Below are 14,443 nucleotides of genomic sequence, written 5' to 3'. Positions count from 1 at the left end.
TTAATGCGAATAAATATCAATATTATATCAGGTGCACTAATGAATCAATAGGTTTGCCATTAAATAAAAAAACGTACTTCATTAACATTAAAAGGACTGAGTCCGATATAATATCGTGGTCAGTCCTTAAAATAAGCGTCCAATTCTTTGGGTTTAGCTCAAAATTAGTTCAACCAAAGTAAATAACCGATAGTAGCGATAGCAAAGACAGAAGTCAGATTTAAAATAAATCCTACTTTTACCATTTCACTTTGTTTCACTTCTCCTGTACCAAATACGATGGCATTTGGTGGTGTTGCCACTGGCAACATAAAGGCACAAGACGCACCGAGACCAATAATTAAGGCTAAACCAATAGGTGCCATGCCTAACGCTTCAGCAATAGAAATAAAGATTGGAACGAGTAAGGCAGCACTGGCGGTATTAGACGTAAATTCGGTTAAGAAAATAATAAATGCCGCAACTACTAAGCCAATAATGTAATAATGACCACCTTCAATCATAAATACAATACCATCCGCCATAATTTTACTTGCACCCGAATCTTTTAACACCGCACTCAAGGTTAACCCCCCCCCGAATAACATGAGGACACCCCATTCGGTGTTATTCTGAATTTGCTTCCAAGATGCCACATTAAATACCACGATTAAAACTGCGGCTAATAGCGCAATGACACTATCAAAACTGGCAATGTTTTTCTCTAAACCGAATAATGATGATAATATCGGATTAATATAACCACTGAAAATCCAGCAAAGGGCAACAAAAATGAAGATGATCAAGGTAATAATGCGATCGTTATTCATTTTAATCTGTTCAAAATGTTGCTCAAATTTTATGTTTAGATTGGGTTTAAATACGATATAAAGCGTACCAATCATCAATGGCATTAAAATAATCATGATCGGTAAACCATACCATAACCAATCCGCAAAGGTTAAATGCAATTGCGATGCTACGATAGCATTTGGAGGACTCCCTACTAACGTTCCCATCCCACCGATACTGGCACTGTATGCAATACCTAATAACACAAAAATATAGGTGCCATGTTCTCTTTCGCGATCTAACTGACTTAATACCCCCATGGCAAGTGGCAACATCATCGCTGCCGTAGCGGTATTACTAATCCACATGGAAAGAAACGCTGTCACACTAAATAAATATAGCGTAGCGACAAATAAATTACCACCAGCTAGCGCCATGATGCGGTTTGCAATCAAGCGATCTAATTTTTGAATATGAAGAGCGGTTGATAACGCAAATCCACCAAAGAATAAGAAGATGGTGGGATCCGCAAAGGCAACTAAGGCATTTTTAGTGGTGACTAGCCCTAACCCGATAGCTAGTATCGGCACGATGATAGCGGTAATCGTTACGTGTAATGCTTCGGTTAACCATAAAATAGCCACAAAAGCGAGCAACGCTAACCCTTTGTTCGCTTTAGGATCAAAGGGTAGCACATTTAGTAAAACAAAAAATAAAACAATATCTAACAGTAGAATAATGCCTTTCGGATTTAAACTACTTTTTTTCTCAGGGGTGAACTCCATCATTAATCTCCTTGTATTGAATAACTCAATAATGTCAAATTAGCAACTTGTTAAGAAAAAGCAACACTTTTTTTATGGATTTGTGATGGCGATCATAAAATAAAAAAGTGCGGTTAAAATTTTTTAAAATTTAACCGCACTTTGCTGAAATTTGTCTTTATTCATTATTGAGATCATCTAGCTCTAAAGGTTCTTGAGAAAGGATAATCCCGGTTAAATCGGCATACACATGATCTTCAGGAAAGAACGTTACACCGGCAAAATTTACGGGTACATCACTTTCACCTTGGGTTTCCACATCCGCGCCCACCGGAATCGGTGCAAGGGCGTGAATACCAATATCAATATTTTCTAATTCGGCTAATTGGCGAACTGCACCATATACAATAATGCCTTCCCAACGATTATCTGCGGCGAGCTGAGCTAATTCGGCATCAATTAATGCACGACGAACAGCACCTCCACCATCAATCACTAATACACGACCCGCACCGTCTTCTTCTAATAATTCTGCAATTAAACCGTTTTTTTCAAAACATTTTACCGTGGTGACTTTACCATAAAAATTCGTTATACCGCCAAAGCTAGAAAAAATCGGATCCACTACATCCACTTGATCCAGATAAATATCGCAGAGTTCAGAAGTATCAATTTGCATAGCATTTTCCTTATATCAAAATTTTACTGTAGTATATGCTCGATCTTATAAAATTAGCAAGCCTAAACTGAATAAAACCGTGCTAACTAAAGCCAACATTGACATTTTTCCCAACATCGGACGGAGTGCCATCGGATCTTTTTGTTGATAAACAAAACGAGCATGTTTAGCTAATAATACCGCAATAATGGCAATAATAATCAGCAGTAACGGTTTATGTACAATAGCAAAAATCGCATAACAAAGCACCGCACTGGATAATAAAATGCAATGATAAATGCGTCCATTTTCCGCACCGATTCGCACAATTAAGGTGTTTTTACCGGCTTTTCGATCTTGTTCAATATCACGTAAATTATTGATATTTAATACCGCAGTAGAAAGAAAACCACAAGCTGCCGCGGGTAAGAAAATTGACCAGTCTAGACTGTGCGCTTGTAAATAATAAGTACCACAGACTGCTAACAAACCAAAAAACAGGAAGACGGAAATATCGCCCAATCCCAAGTAACCATAGGGTTTTTTACCCACCGTGTAAGTAATAGCGGCTAAAATCGCTAAGACACCTAAAATAGCAAAGGCAATTAGATCTTGTGTGGTTTCATAGGCAAGTGCAATTAAACTGGCACCGGAAATAAAACTCGCCACACAAACTGCCATTAAGCCATTTCGCAATTGGGTTGCCGTCATTTGTCCTTGCTGAATACCGCGTAATGGTCCGATACGTTCAGCGGTATCCGAACCTTTTTGGTAATCCCCATAATCATTGGCAAAGTTAGAGACGATTTGTAATAAGGTGGCGGTCAGTAAACAGAGTAATGTTACTGACCAATTCAATGTTCCATGCCACTGCGCTAATGCAGAACCGGTTAAAATAATTGCCACCGCGAGGGGTAAAGTTTTTGGTCGAATCGTATCGAACCATGCTTTCATTGTTGCCATAATAAATTTCTAAAAAAATACACCGCACTTTATGTCGGATAAGGTAAGATAAAGGCGAATATTTTAACATAGATTAAAAAAGATGTCTGATTTGAGCTTAACTTTACAACCTATAGGGAGGATTCATACGCCCTATCAAGAAAAATTCTCCGTGCCACGCCAGCCGAATTTAGTGCAAGATGGTACAGGGATGGTGGAATTGATTTTTCCTTACAACGTCCCTGAAACGGTTCGGGGGTTGGAGCAATTTAGCCATTTATGGCTGATTTTCCAATTTGATAAAATTCCTCAAGGCAAATGGCAACCGACCGTTCGTCCACCCCGTTTAGGTGGGAATCAACGAGTGGGCGTATTTGCATCACGTTCTACGCACCGTCCTAATCCTTTAGGTTTATCTAAAGTAGAATTACGTAAAATTGAATGTGGTCATGGCAAAGTGTTGCTCCATTTAGGTTCTGTCGATCTTGTCAATGGCACGCCGATTTTCGACATCAAACCTTATATTGCCTATGCCGACAGTGAACCCAATGCGATGTCAGGCTTTGCTCAGGAAAAACCAACTGCATTATTGCAAGTTAGATTTAGTCCAATCGCGCAAACTGCGGTACAAAAAATTGAAAAATTTCAACCGCACTTTCAGCGATTTATTATCGAAGTGTTACAGCAAGATCCTAGACCGGCGTATCAACAAGGACAGATTTCCGATCGGATTTATGGCGTGAATTTGTGGAACTATAATGTGCGGTTTTGGATTAGAGAGAATGGGGTAGTGGAAGTGGTGGAGATTGAAAATGTGGCAAAAAAGCCTGTTAATTTACAGGCTTACATAATTTGAAAAACTAAAGTGTTACGTCTAACTTCTCATACGCTCTAACCGCTTTAGCTAAGGCTTTTTCCACGTTTTCATCACGAGCTAAAATCACACCTAAACGGCGGTGTCCGTTCACTTCGGCTTTGCCGAAAATACGTAAATCGGTATTCGGTTCGCATAATACTTCCGCCAGATTGCCAAATTGTACTTGATTGGATTTTCCCTCCACTACAATGGCTTTTGATGCAGACGGACTGATGAGGTTGATTTGTGGAATAGGCAAACCGAGAATTGCACGAGCATGTAAGGCAAATTCAGACAATTCTTGCGAAATTAAGGTGACCATTCCCGTATCGTGTGGACGTGGCGATACTTCGTTGAAAATCACTTCATCACCACACACAAACATTTCCACCCCGAAAATGCCACGGCCTCCTAAAGCTCCGGTAATTTTTTCTGCAATGTCTTGGGCTTTTTGCAAGGCAATGTCTGACATGGCTTGTGGTTGCCAACTTTCACGGTAGTCGCCATCTTCTTGGCGGTGTCCGATCGGGGCTAAGAAAGAGGTACCGCCGATATGACGAACAGTCAGCAAGGTGATTTCATAATCAAATTTAACAAACCCCTCTACGATTACACGTCCGGCTCCGGCACGCCCTCCTTGTTGAGCATAATCCCATGCTTTTTGCACGTCATCAAAGGATTTCACCACCGATTGACCATGACCAGATGAAGACATAATCGGTTTCACCACGCAAGGCACGCCGATTTTTTGCACCGCACTTTCAAAGTCGGCAAGGTTATCCACAAATTGGTAGGGTGAAGTTGGCAAGCCTAATTGTTCCGAAGCTAAACGGCGAATACCTTCACGGTTCATAGTGAGTTTGGTGGCCTTGGCGGTTGGGATCACATTAAAACCTTGCTGTTCCAATTCTACCAGCGTATCGGTGGCGATGGCTTCGACTTCGGGAACGATATAATCAGGCTGTTCTTTTTCCACGAGTTCACACAAGGCGTTACCGTCTAACATAGAAATGGTATAAGCTCGGTGAGCGACTTGTTGAGCAGGGGCGTTTGCATAGCGATCTACGGCAATCACTTCTACGCCAAGTCGCATTAATTCAATCACCACTTCTTTGCCAAGCTCGCCTGAACCCAGCATCATCACTTTGGTGGCTTTTGCCGTTAAGGGAGTACCGATAGTTGTCATCTTGTTTTTTCCTTTATGCTTGTGGATAAAGCAGTTTCTCGTCTAACATTAAATCTTCATTTTTATTAATGCCAATGCCTTTATCAATCACGTGTTGTACCGCTTTGTGAGCGTCTTCAAGTGAATGTTCCTTGAATGAACCGCATTGGTATTCATTAATTTCAGGAATGGTATTTTGATCTTTGACTGCTAATGCATCGTGCATTGCTTTTAACCACGCATCCGCTACCAGCTTCTCATCAGGTGTTCCAATTAACGACATATAAAATCCCGTGCGACACCCCATTGGTGAAATATCAATAATTTCCACATCATCGCTATTTAAATGATCACGCATAAAGCCAGCGAATAAATGTTCAAGGGTATGAATTCCACGCGGCGAAATAATTTCTTTGTTCGGTTGACAAAAACGTAGGTCAAAAACACTGATAATATCACCTTTGGGCGTGGTCATGGTTTTCGCAATTCGTACTGCGGGAGCGTGCATAATAGTATGATCGACTTTGAAACTATCAAGTAATGGCATATTTTTTCCTTTTTTTAAAAAAAGTTTGAACTTTATGGAATTGTGCAAGTCTTATATTATAAGCAACTTGCAGTTGTATAATAAAAAATTGGTTCCTTAGGTTATATTTGCCCATCTTCGTGATGGGCTTTTTTTACGTATTAGAAATAAAAAATTGGTTGCTGAATATTCTACACATTTACGCCCAAAAAGTATAACCGATCACCATACTCAATAAAAATAAATAGCGTAAGTTTTTACCGATCCGCATATAAATTAAGGTTTACCAGAAATTCAGGCGTAGCCAATCTGCAACAGCACACATCAAATCACCTAAAATGGGTAGCCAACTGAATAACAATAAAATTGCCTAACAGTACGGTAAAAATCAAACATTTTTCTTGTTATTTGGCTTTGATAACTTGATTAATTCGTACATCAAACACATCCATTCCCCCAGCTAATCCAGCTTGTACACCGAGATCGGCATCTTCAAACACAAGGCAATGTTGTGGATCAGTATTTAATAATGTCGCACAACGCAAGAACGTTTCAGGATTCGGTTTATGATAGGTCACTTGATCGGCATTGACGACCGCATTAAAATATTGGCGTAAATTGAATTTATCCAGTAATAAATCTACCATAAAACCATGCGAGCCAGTGCCTAATGCCATGGGAAACTTACCGAAATTTGCTTTGATAATGTCAAAGGCGGGGAGTAATTTGGCATTTTTCTCTACCATTTCAAATCCGAGTTGACGTTTTAAACGAACCATTTCATCAAAATGCTGTTCAGGGATATTATGACGCTTCATGGTTTCACGCGCAATAATAGAAACGGTTGCGCCTCCAAGTTCGTACATAATATCGCCGGTAATGGGGTAGCCTAAGATTTCGCCTACTTTTTGCCAAGCAAGAGCATGGCTTGGCATGGTGTCGATGATGGTGCCGTCCATGTCGAAGATAAGTGCGGTGTAATTTTGTAATGTTTCGTGCTCAATCATGTTTGTTTCCTGTTTGGGAGCATGTGGGGTATTTTGCTATAAAATGGGGGAGATGTAATTAGTTTTTTTGTTTTTATTGCAAATTTTAGTTTTTTAGGAGCGGGTTTCGCCCGATGGGCGGCCGTACTTTCTTTTGCTTGTGCAAAAGAAAGTAGGCAAAGAAAAGCACACCCCGATTTCACCACTTTTCTTCGCTTATTTGGCATTTTCTTCACGCTAAATTTTGAACTCGCTTCGCTCAGACATGCAAAATTTAGCTAAAAATACCAAAACGCTCAGGCGGTTCAGACGGGGCCCCAAGTTTTGATCGAGCGTAAATAAAAGTGCGGTTGAAAAATAGATATTTTTTAAGCTACGGAGTAGCGTCACTATGCTTAACCTAGTACGTAAGTGCTAGGTATTTTTAATAAAATAAAAAGTAGAATGGCGCACCCGAAAGGATTCGAACCTTTGACCGCTCGGTTCGTAGCCGAGTACTCTATCCAGCTGAGCTACGGGTGCGTAGGGAGTTTTATTTAATCTATACCAATCCACCTAGAGTAAAAATGAAATGGCGCACCCGAAAGGATTCGAACCTTTGACCGCTCGGTTCGTAGCCGAGTACTCTATCCAGCTGAGCTACGGGTGCAGATTATAATAAAACAATTTGTCAAAACCATAAAATGGCGGTGAAAGAGGGATTCGAACCCTCGATGGAGCTTTTAACCCCATACTCCCTTAGCAGGGGAGCGCCTTCAGCCTGCTCGGCCATCTCACCGCAACTGGTTTGTGGACGATATGATACGGTTTTATATAAACAAGTCAAACGCTTTTTGTTAAAAACCGTTTATTTGTCTAAATCATCTACAATTTATTTAGGGTTTACGCTGTGCAGTGGCTAAGATTTCTCGTAAATTAGCAAGATGTGCCGTCGTTTTCTGTGCTTGTTGTTGCTCCGTTAAAGGTGGCTTATCTCGTTCCCATTGTACATCGTCTTGCGGTAACTCCAATAAAAAACGGCTGGGTTCTGGCGTAATTAACTCACCATATTGACGACGTTCTTTACACAAGGTAAAGCGTAATGTCTGTTGCGCTCTGGTGATGCCTACATAAGCCAAACGGCGTTCTTCATCTACATTATCTTCATCTATACTAGTTTGATGCGGTAACAATCCTTCTTCCATGCCGATTAAAAAAACATGGGGAAATTCCAACCCTTTGGATGCATGTAGGGTCATTAATTGTACTTGATCACTGCTATCATCATCTTCACTACGTTCTAGCATATCTCGCAAGGTTAAGCTGGTGATGACCTGATTTAAGGTCATCGGCTCATTTACGTCATCTCCTTGTAACATGTTTGCTACCCAGTCAAATAGCGTGGCGACATTTTTACTTTGCATCTCTGCCACTTTTGGGCTATTTGCAGTTTCATATAAATATTCTTCATATTGAATTTGTGCTAGCATCCGTTTTACGACTCGTTCAGGATCAGAACGTAATAGCGCATCATTGAGTTCCATCATCCACTGCCCGAAGTGTTGTAACGCATGATAAGCCTTTGCTGTAATTCGATGAATTAACTCAAATTCAAAGATTGCGGCGAATAAGCTAATATGCTTTTCGTGAGCTAATAATCCCAATTTTTCGAGGGTAGCGGTACCGATTTCACGTTTGGGGGTGTTCACAATACGTAAAAATGCGGCATCATCATCTTGATTAACCAACACGCGTAAATATGCCATCATATCTTTAATTTCCGCACGGCTAAAAAAGGATGTCCCACCGGAGATTTTATAGGGAATTCGGTTTTGCATTAATACTTTTTCGAGCAAACGAGATTGGTGATTGCCTCGATATAACACAGCATAATCTTTATATTTGGTTTTATAGGTAAATCGGTGAGCGATCAATTCAGCTACGACACGTTCTGCTTCATGTTCTTCATTTTTGGCTTCAATAACTTGTAATGTTTCCCCTTGACCTAAATTAGAAAACAATTTTTTGTCAAATACATGATCATTGTTATCAATTAAAATATTGGCACAATGTAGAATTCGTTGGGTAGAACGATAATTCTGTTCTAATTTAATCACATTAAGTGTCGGAAAATCATGACGTAACCGCATCATATTTTGTGGTTTTGCACCACGCCATGAATAAATAGACTGATCATCATCCCCTACCACGGTAAAATTGGCTCGACTACCCACCAAGAGCTTTATGAATTCATATTGGCTAGTGTTGGTGTCTTGATATTCGTCCACCAGTAAATAACGAATTTTTTGTTGCCATTTTGACCGCACTTCTTCGTTCTGTCGGAATAGCAACGTTGGCAACATAATCAAATCATCAAAATCCAACGCATTGTAGGCTCGAATTTGTTTAGCATAACGTTCATAACATTGCGCAAAGGTTTGATATTTTTGATCACGAGCGAGCGCTAACGCCGTATCAGGCATAATCAAATCGTTTTTCCAGTTGGAAATAGCGGAGATTAACTCTCGTAATAAATCCTTATCTTGTTGTAATTCGTCGGCAGTTAAGTCTTTTAATAATGCGAGTTGGTCGTGCTCATCAAACAACGTCATATTGGCTTTAAAGCCAAGTTGTTTATATTCTCGTTTAATAATATCAAAGCCTAGAGTATGAAAGGTTGAAACGGTTAATCCCTTGGTTTTATCTTTACCAATAGAATGAGCAACGCGTTCTTTCATTTCTCGTGCCGCTTTATTGGTGAAAGTGACGGCAGCAATATGCTTTGGTAAATAACCGCATTGACCGATTAAATAGGCGATCTTATTAATAATGACGCGCGTTTTACCTGAACCAGCCCCCGCCAACACAAGGCAAGGACCGGTGCTAAATTCGACAGCTTGTTGTTGTTGTGTGTTAAGTTTCATTATTCTTCTTGTGACCAAACATAGGGCAATAACGCCGTATCTAACAGAAAAGACAGGGGTAAATCCAAAATTGGCAAGCCCCATTTTTGCGCTTGTTGCCAGTCAAACTTGGTACCATCGTAGGCTTGGTATTTTTCTGTCGGATCAATTAATTGTACGATTGTCCCGCAGCCAGTTAGACCATTGAGCAACAATAGTGCGGTTAAAATGAATAAGGTTTTTTTCACGTGATGGGATTTTCCTTGAGTCTATATCAGTGAAATATTATACCCTTTTTACACCATTTTTGCTTTATAAATAGACTTTCTATAGCGTACAGATTAAAATTGTTGATAATTTGTAAAATTTTTTATTTTTAGGAATGTGAAGCTATGAAAAACATTGTGATTGTCGGTGGTGGTGCGGGCGGTTTAGAACTCGCTACTTTCTTAGGACATAAACTGGGTAAAAAGCAAAAAGCGAATGTTGTTTTAATCGATCGTAATCAAACTCATCTTTGGAAACCGTTATTACATGAAGTCGCCACGGGGGTATTAGATTCGGAAACGGATGCCGTCAGTTTTCGAGCGCATGCTTATAACCACGGTTTTAATTTTGAACAAGGATCCATTGTTCGTATTGATCGCGCCAACAAATATGTTGAACTTGAACCGGTATATGGTTCGGAAGGGGATGTTATTGTAGTCGCTCGCCGTATTCCTTATGATTACTTGGTGCTTTCTATTGGCAGTAAATCAAATGATTTTAATACCAAAGGTGTGGCAGAAAACTGTATTTTCCTAGATTCGCCCGAGCAAGCCTTACGTTTTCAGCATAAAATGTTAGAGCTATTTTTAAAATTCTCTGAAAATAATGCATTAGCTGAGATTGGTGAAGATGAAAGTAAACAAACCTTAGTGCAAGAAGATAAAGTCAATATTGCTATTGTCGGTGGTGGCGCAACGGGTGTTGAACTTTCCGCAGAATTATTTAATGCAGCCAAGCATTTGTCTTCTTATGGTTACGGTAAAATTCGAAGTGATTGTTTGCAAGTTACTCTCATTGAAGCCGGTGATCGTTTGTTGCCAGCATTACCAGAGCGTATTTCTAATGCAGTGCGAATGGAATTAGAAGAATTAGGTGTGCGAGTCAAAACTAGCACTATGATTACAGAAGCGAGTACAAATAGTTTGTTAACTAAAGACGGTGGAGAAATTAAAGCCGACTTAATGGTATGGGCGGCGGGTGTGCGTATTTCCACGGTTACCCAACAATTTGATGGTTTAGCAGTTAATCGAATCAATCAGTTGTGTGTTAAAGATACTTTACAAACAACCCTAGACGATAGTGTATTTGCGATTGGCGATTGTGCCTTTTTATTACAAAAAGATGGCACGCCAGTCCCACCACGCGGGCAAGCTGCCACGCAAATGGCAACAGTCTGCGGGCAAAATATTGTGGCGTTATTTGAAGGTAAAGTGGAACTTAAACCTTTTGTTTTTCGTGATAAAGGCTCCTTAGTTTCGCTATCAAAATTCACCACACTTGGTAATATAACTACTGGCAAAAAAAGCTCATTAACCATTGAAGGAAACTTGGCACGTTTAGCTTATATTTCGTTATATCGAGTACATCAGCAACGCTTACATGGCTGTTTTAAAGTAGGATTAATTATTCTGATTGGACGCCTGAATCGGTTTATTCGTCCATCGTTGAAGTTGTACTAAGTCATTTAAGAGCTAAATAACATGTTGTTATTTAGCTTTTTTTCTCAATTCCTTTTTTTATCCAATATTTATAAGGGTTATTACTGGTTTGTGAATGTAATAATTGATGATCCATAAATTGACAAAAACTTGGAATATCTCGTGTTGTTGCAGGATCATCGGCAATGACCAGTAATACATCGCCATTTGACATATATCGGATTTGTTTACGCACTAACATGACGGGTTCGGGACAGCGTAATCCTTGAGCGTCTAGGGTATAGTTTATAGCAATATCATTCATTATCATAATTTTCAATTTATTCTATTATTAACGTATAATAGCGTGAAGCAAGTATTTGGTCAAAAGTTAGGGTGTATATGATAAAATCAGATCGTCATTATGTAATCAATCTTTTGGCATAACAAGAGCAGGTATATCGTGCATATTTTATCAATTATTAGAATTGTCGGCATTTTGATAATGTGTTTTTCATTATCTATGTTTGTACCGGCTTTTGTGGCGTTAATTTATGGTGATGGAGGTGGTAAAGCCTTTATTGAAACCTTTGTGTTTAGCTTATTGTTAGGGGCATTGTTATGGCGTTCATGCTATTATCATAAAGAAGAATTACGTTCGCGTGAGGGTTTCTTGATAGTTGTCATGTTTTGGTTTCTATTATGTGGACTGTCAGTGATTCCATTTTTATTTTTTGATGAACTGAATATTGATTTTGCACAGGCAATTTTTGAAGCAATTTCTGCCGTAACAACCACTGGTGCAACTGCAATTTCAGGATTGGATAATTTACCCAAATCCATTTTATTTTATCGACAATTTTTGCAGTGGATTGGCGGGATCGGATTAATCGTTTTAGTGGTTGCTGTTACCCCTTTATTAGGTATTGGAGGCGGGCAGTTGTATCGTGCTGAGTCGGCTAGCCCGTTGAAAGATCAGAAAACCTTACCACGTATTGGTGAAATGGCAAAATTACTTTGGATGATTTATGGCGGCTTAACCATATTATGTACATTAACTTACTGGTTAGCTGGCATGACCTTTTTTGATGCCATTTGTCACAGTTTCTCAACTGTATCAAATGGCGGATTATCAACCCATGATGCAAACTTAGGTTATTTTCAGAATTCTACTATTTATTTATTATCTAGTTTTTTTATGCTATTTACCGGTTGTAACTTCGGTTTGCATGTTCGAGCATTAATGAATCGAAAATATCAATCGGTTTGGAAAACCTACGCTAGAGATCCCGAATTCCGTTTTTTTTGTGTAGTGCAAATTGTGTTGATCGCCATTATGTCTATTGGGTTATATATTTCATTCCAGAATATGTCACTTTTCGATGCATTTTCACAGGGTTCCGCACAGATGTCATCCATGTCTATGACGGCTGGATTTACTTTATTTAATTTTAATGAACTACCGACATTTTTAGCTATGCTATTAGTCTTCGCGGCTATTTTAGGCGGTTGTGCTGGCTCTACTTCAGGCGGATTGAAGATGATTCGTGTTTTAGTGATTTGGTTACAACTTAAGCGAGAAATTAAATTTTTAGTACATCCGAATTTAGTAGTGCCGATAAAATTAGGTGGTACGTTATTATCCTCTCGGGTCATTGAAGGTATATGGGCGTTTTTAATTGCTTTCTTTTTAACCTATTGGCTGTGCGTATTTGGGGTAATTTTATGTGGCATGGCTCCTCTTGATGCATTAGTCGCTATATTTTCGACCTTAACCAATGTCGGACCGGGACTTGGATCGGCTAATGTTGGATTTGCAGAAGCGTCTAACGGTGCAAAATATGTTTTATCTTTTGCAATGATTGCTGGGCGACTTGAGATTTTTTCTTTGTTAATTTTGTTTAGTCCTTCTTTTTGGAAAACTTAATGAAAACACTTATTGTATATTCAAGCCATGATGGTCAAACCAAGAAAATTGCCGAATTTATCGCATCTAAATTATCTGGCAATGTAGAAGTGCGGTCTATTTCTGAAACTTTTTCTTGCGATAATGTGGATAAGATTATTATTGGTGCATCAATACGTTATGGATATTTTAATAAACAATTATATAAATTTATCAAAAAAAATACCGCACTTTTAAATGATAAGCCGAGTGCTTTCTTTGGGGTAAATTTGACCGCAAGAAAAGAAGATAAAAACACGCCAGAAACGAATGTTTATGTTCGTAAATTTTTACAGCGTATTTATTGGCAACCCAGATGTTCAGCAGTATTTGCTGGTGCATTGTTATATCCAAGATATACTTGGTTTGATCGTACTATGATTAAATTTATTATGCAGATCACTGGCGGTGAAACGGATACCAGCAAAGAAATTGAATATACAAACTGGGATAAAGTAGCTGAATTTGCTTTGGAGTTTGATATGTTGGATTAATATTCAAATATTGCATTTTTTTACAGCATTTCTTTTATTATTGTTTAATAAAAGTGCAGTTAAATTTTTTTTATCAGAAAGATCTTGCGAACAAGAGAAATATCCCTATAATGCACCACCGCACCGCAAGGTTGTCAAGTGAATGTAACGAAATGAATAGATTAAGTTAAAATTCTGAAAAAAATTTAGAAGATCACTTGACAGAAATGGGAGAAATTAATATCATTCTAAATCTTGCACAAATGCAATCGTTCTTTAACAATTTATCAGACAATCTGTGTGGGCACTTGTTGATTGATTTCGGTTTAAAAATTTTAAAACTTGAAGTCTTGATAGGTGCTTAACTTAGAAATTCATTGGGGGCGTATTGCATACGCCCTTGCAAAAGTCAGTATTTATTGAGCGATTGAACTTGATTAAGTTTAAAAAAAACTTGAATTGAAGAGTTTGATCATGGCTCAGATTGAACGCTGGCGGCAGGCTTAACACATGCAAGTCGAACGGTAGCGGAGAGTACTTGTACTTTTCGTGAGAGTGGCGGACGGGTGAGTAATGCTTGGGAATCTGGCTTATGGAGGGGGATAACTACGGGAAACTGTAGCTAATACCGCGTAATATCTTCGGATTAAAGTATGGGATCGCAAGACCATATGCCATAAGATGAGCCCAAGTGGGATTAGGTAGTTGGTGGGGTAAAGGCCTACCAAGCCGACGATCTCTAGCTGGTCTGAGAGGATGACCAGCCACACTGGAACTGAGACACGGTCCA

At 39.1% G+C, this 14,443-nt stretch carries 13 protein-coding genes, 3 tRNA genes and 1 rRNA gene; 5 read left to right on the top strand and 12 right to left on the bottom strand.

The features are described 5' to 3' along the window. Nucleotides 1–164: 164 nt before the first annotated feature. The 3 genes from E0709_RS00090 to E0709_RS00080 form a co-directional block, all read right to left on the bottom strand. Nucleotides 165–1,556 carry a DASS family sodium-coupled anion symporter gene (locus E0709_RS00090; RefSeq protein WP_132300258.1) on the bottom strand — a complete coding sequence of 464 codons (1,392 nt, stop codon included), beginning with the start codon at nucleotides 1,554–1,556 and terminating at the stop codon, nucleotides 165–167. A gap of 157 nt (nucleotides 1,557–1,713) precedes the next feature. Beyond that, the gene (gene rraA, locus E0709_RS00085) at nucleotides 1,714–2,214 is read right to left on the bottom strand and encodes a ribonuclease E activity regulator RraA (RefSeq protein ID WP_132299331.1); all 501 of its coding nucleotides are present in this window, start codon (nucleotides 2,212–2,214) and stop codon (nucleotides 1,714–1,716) included. A gap of 45 nt (nucleotides 2,215–2,259) precedes the next feature. Then, entirely contained in the window at nucleotides 2,260–3,156 is an 897-nt protein-coding gene (locus E0709_RS00080) for a 1,4-dihydroxy-2-naphthoate polyprenyltransferase (RefSeq protein WP_132299329.1), read from the bottom strand. Nucleotides 3,157–3,238: 82 nt separating this feature from the next. Here E0709_RS00080 and tsaA point away from each other — a divergent pair, with 82 nt between their 5' ends. Next, the gene (gene tsaA / locus E0709_RS00075) at nucleotides 3,239–3,991 is read left to right on the top strand and encodes a tRNA (N6-threonylcarbamoyladenosine(37)-N6)-methyltransferase TrmO (RefSeq protein ID WP_132299327.1); all 753 of its coding nucleotides are present in this window, start codon (nucleotides 3,239–3,241) and stop codon (nucleotides 3,989–3,991) included. A 4-nt stretch (nucleotides 3,992–3,995) separates the two neighbouring features. Here tsaA and purT read toward each other — a convergent pair whose 3' ends face one another. The 8 genes from purT to E0709_RS00030 all read right to left on the bottom strand — a co-directional run bounded on the left by purT (nucleotide 3,996) and on the right by E0709_RS00030 (nucleotide 9,798). Then, nucleotides 3,996–5,177, bottom strand: coding sequence for a formate-dependent phosphoribosylglycinamide formyltransferase (gene purT, locus E0709_RS00070; protein ID WP_132299325.1), 1,182 nt, complete (start codon nucleotides 5,175–5,177; stop codon nucleotides 3,996–3,998). Nucleotides 5,178–5,190: 13 nt separating this feature from the next. Continuing rightward, a complete protein-coding gene (gene luxS, locus E0709_RS00065) occupies nucleotides 5,191–5,703 on the bottom strand; it encodes an S-ribosylhomocysteine lyase (RefSeq protein WP_132299323.1) in 513 nt (170 codons plus the stop codon). Nucleotides 5,704–6,086: 383 nt separating this feature from the next. Then, on the bottom strand, nucleotides 6,087–6,689 hold the full coding sequence (locus E0709_RS00060) for a beta-phosphoglucomutase family hydrolase (RefSeq protein WP_132299321.1): 603 nt from the start codon (nucleotides 6,687–6,689) through the stop codon (nucleotides 6,087–6,089). A 424-nt stretch (nucleotides 6,690–7,113) separates the two neighbouring features. Beyond that, nucleotides 7,114–7,190 (bottom strand) — tRNA-Arg (locus E0709_RS00050). A 50-nt stretch (nucleotides 7,191–7,240) separates the two neighbouring features. Continuing rightward, nucleotides 7,241–7,317: transfer RNA gene (locus E0709_RS00045), tRNA-Arg, on the bottom strand. Nucleotides 7,318–7,352: 35 nt separating this feature from the next. Next, nucleotides 7,353–7,446 (bottom strand) — tRNA-Ser (locus E0709_RS00040). 97 nt (nucleotides 7,447–7,543) lie between these two features. After that, nucleotides 7,544–9,571: a DNA helicase Rep gene (gene rep / locus E0709_RS00035; RefSeq protein WP_132299319.1), complete on the bottom strand. Its 2,028-nt coding sequence runs from the start codon at nucleotides 9,569–9,571 to the stop codon at nucleotides 7,544–7,546. Further along, nucleotides 9,571–9,798, bottom strand: coding sequence for a YceK/YidQ family lipoprotein (locus tag E0709_RS00030; RefSeq protein ID WP_132299317.1), 228 nt, complete (start codon nucleotides 9,796–9,798; stop codon nucleotides 9,571–9,573). Before E0709_RS00030 ends, rep begins: the two co-directional genes overlap by 1 nt. A 144-nt stretch (nucleotides 9,799–9,942) precedes the next feature. Here E0709_RS00030 and E0709_RS00025 point away from each other — a divergent pair, with 144 nt between their 5' ends. Continuing rightward, on the top strand, nucleotides 9,943–11,277 hold the full coding sequence (locus E0709_RS00025) for an NAD(P)/FAD-dependent oxidoreductase (RefSeq protein WP_132299315.1): 1,335 nt from the start codon (nucleotides 9,943–9,945) through the stop codon (nucleotides 11,275–11,277). A gap of 31 nt (nucleotides 11,278–11,308) precedes the next feature. Here the strand turns inward: E0709_RS00025 and tusA are convergent, their stop codons facing one another. Further along, on the bottom strand, nucleotides 11,309–11,560 hold the full coding sequence (tusA, locus tag E0709_RS00020) for a sulfurtransferase TusA (RefSeq protein WP_132299313.1): 252 nt from the start codon (nucleotides 11,558–11,560) through the stop codon (nucleotides 11,309–11,311). Nucleotides 11,561–11,698: 138 nt separating this feature from the next. On the opposite strand from tusA, the gene E0709_RS00015 reads away from it, so the two are divergent. The 3 genes from E0709_RS00015 to E0709_RS00005 all read left to right on the top strand — a co-directional run. After that, nucleotides 11,699–13,162, top strand: a complete 1,464-nt coding sequence (locus tag E0709_RS00015) for a TrkH family potassium uptake protein (RefSeq protein WP_165867185.1) — start codon at nucleotides 11,699–11,701, stop codon at nucleotides 13,160–13,162. Beyond that, nucleotides 13,162–13,674: a menaquinone-dependent protoporphyrinogen IX dehydrogenase gene (gene hemG / locus E0709_RS00010; protein WP_132299309.1), complete on the top strand. Its 513-nt coding sequence runs from the start codon at nucleotides 13,162–13,164 to the stop codon at nucleotides 13,672–13,674. Before E0709_RS00015 ends, hemG begins: the two co-directional genes overlap by 1 nt. Before the next feature lie 435 nt (nucleotides 13,675–14,109). Further along, nucleotides 14,110–14,443 (top strand): 16S ribosomal RNA (locus tag E0709_RS00005); the annotation flags it as partial.

Origin of the sequence: Lonepinella koalarum (genome assembly GCF_004565475.1) — a bacterium.
Lineage (GTDB): Bacteria > Pseudomonadota > Gammaproteobacteria > Enterobacterales > Pasteurellaceae > Lonepinella > Lonepinella koalarum.
This window is presented reverse-complemented; position numbering and strand designations above follow the sequence as displayed.

Bases quoted from the DNA above. Each gene is read 5' to 3' on its own strand.
- E0709_RS00090 (WP_132300258.1), bottom strand. From the start codon at position 1,556: ATGGAGTTCACCCCTGAGAAAAAAAGTAGTTTAAATCCGAAAGGCATT.
- rraA (WP_132299331.1), bottom strand. From the start codon at position 2,214: ATGCAAATTGATACTTCTGAACTCTGCGATATTTATCTGGATCAAGTG.
- E0709_RS00080 (WP_132299329.1), bottom strand. From the start codon at position 3,156: ATGGCAACAATGAAAGCATGGTTCGATACGATTCGACCAAAAACTTTA.
- tsaA (WP_132299327.1), top strand. From the start codon at position 3,239: ATGTCTGATTTGAGCTTAACTTTACAACCTATAGGGAGGATTCATACG.
- purT (WP_132299325.1), bottom strand. From the start codon at position 5,177: ATGACAACTATCGGTACTCCCTTAACGGCAAAAGCCACCAAAGTGATG.
- luxS (WP_132299323.1), bottom strand. From the start codon at position 5,703: ATGCCATTACTTGATAGTTTCAAAGTCGATCATACTATTATGCACGCT.
- E0709_RS00060 (WP_132299321.1), bottom strand. From the start codon at position 6,689: ATGATTGAGCACGAAACATTACAAAATTACACCGCACTTATCTTCGAC.
- rep (WP_132299319.1), bottom strand. From the start codon at position 9,571: ATGAAACTTAACACACAACAACAACAAGCTGTCGAATTTAGCACCGGT.
- E0709_RS00025 (WP_132299315.1), top strand. From the start codon at position 9,943: ATGAAAAACATTGTGATTGTCGGTGGTGGTGCGGGCGGTTTAGAACTC.
- tusA (WP_132299313.1), bottom strand. From the start codon at position 11,560: ATGAATGATATTGCTATAAACTATACCCTAGACGCTCAAGGATTACGC.
- hemG (WP_132299309.1), top strand. From the start codon at position 13,162: ATGAAAACACTTATTGTATATTCAAGCCATGATGGTCAAACCAAGAAA.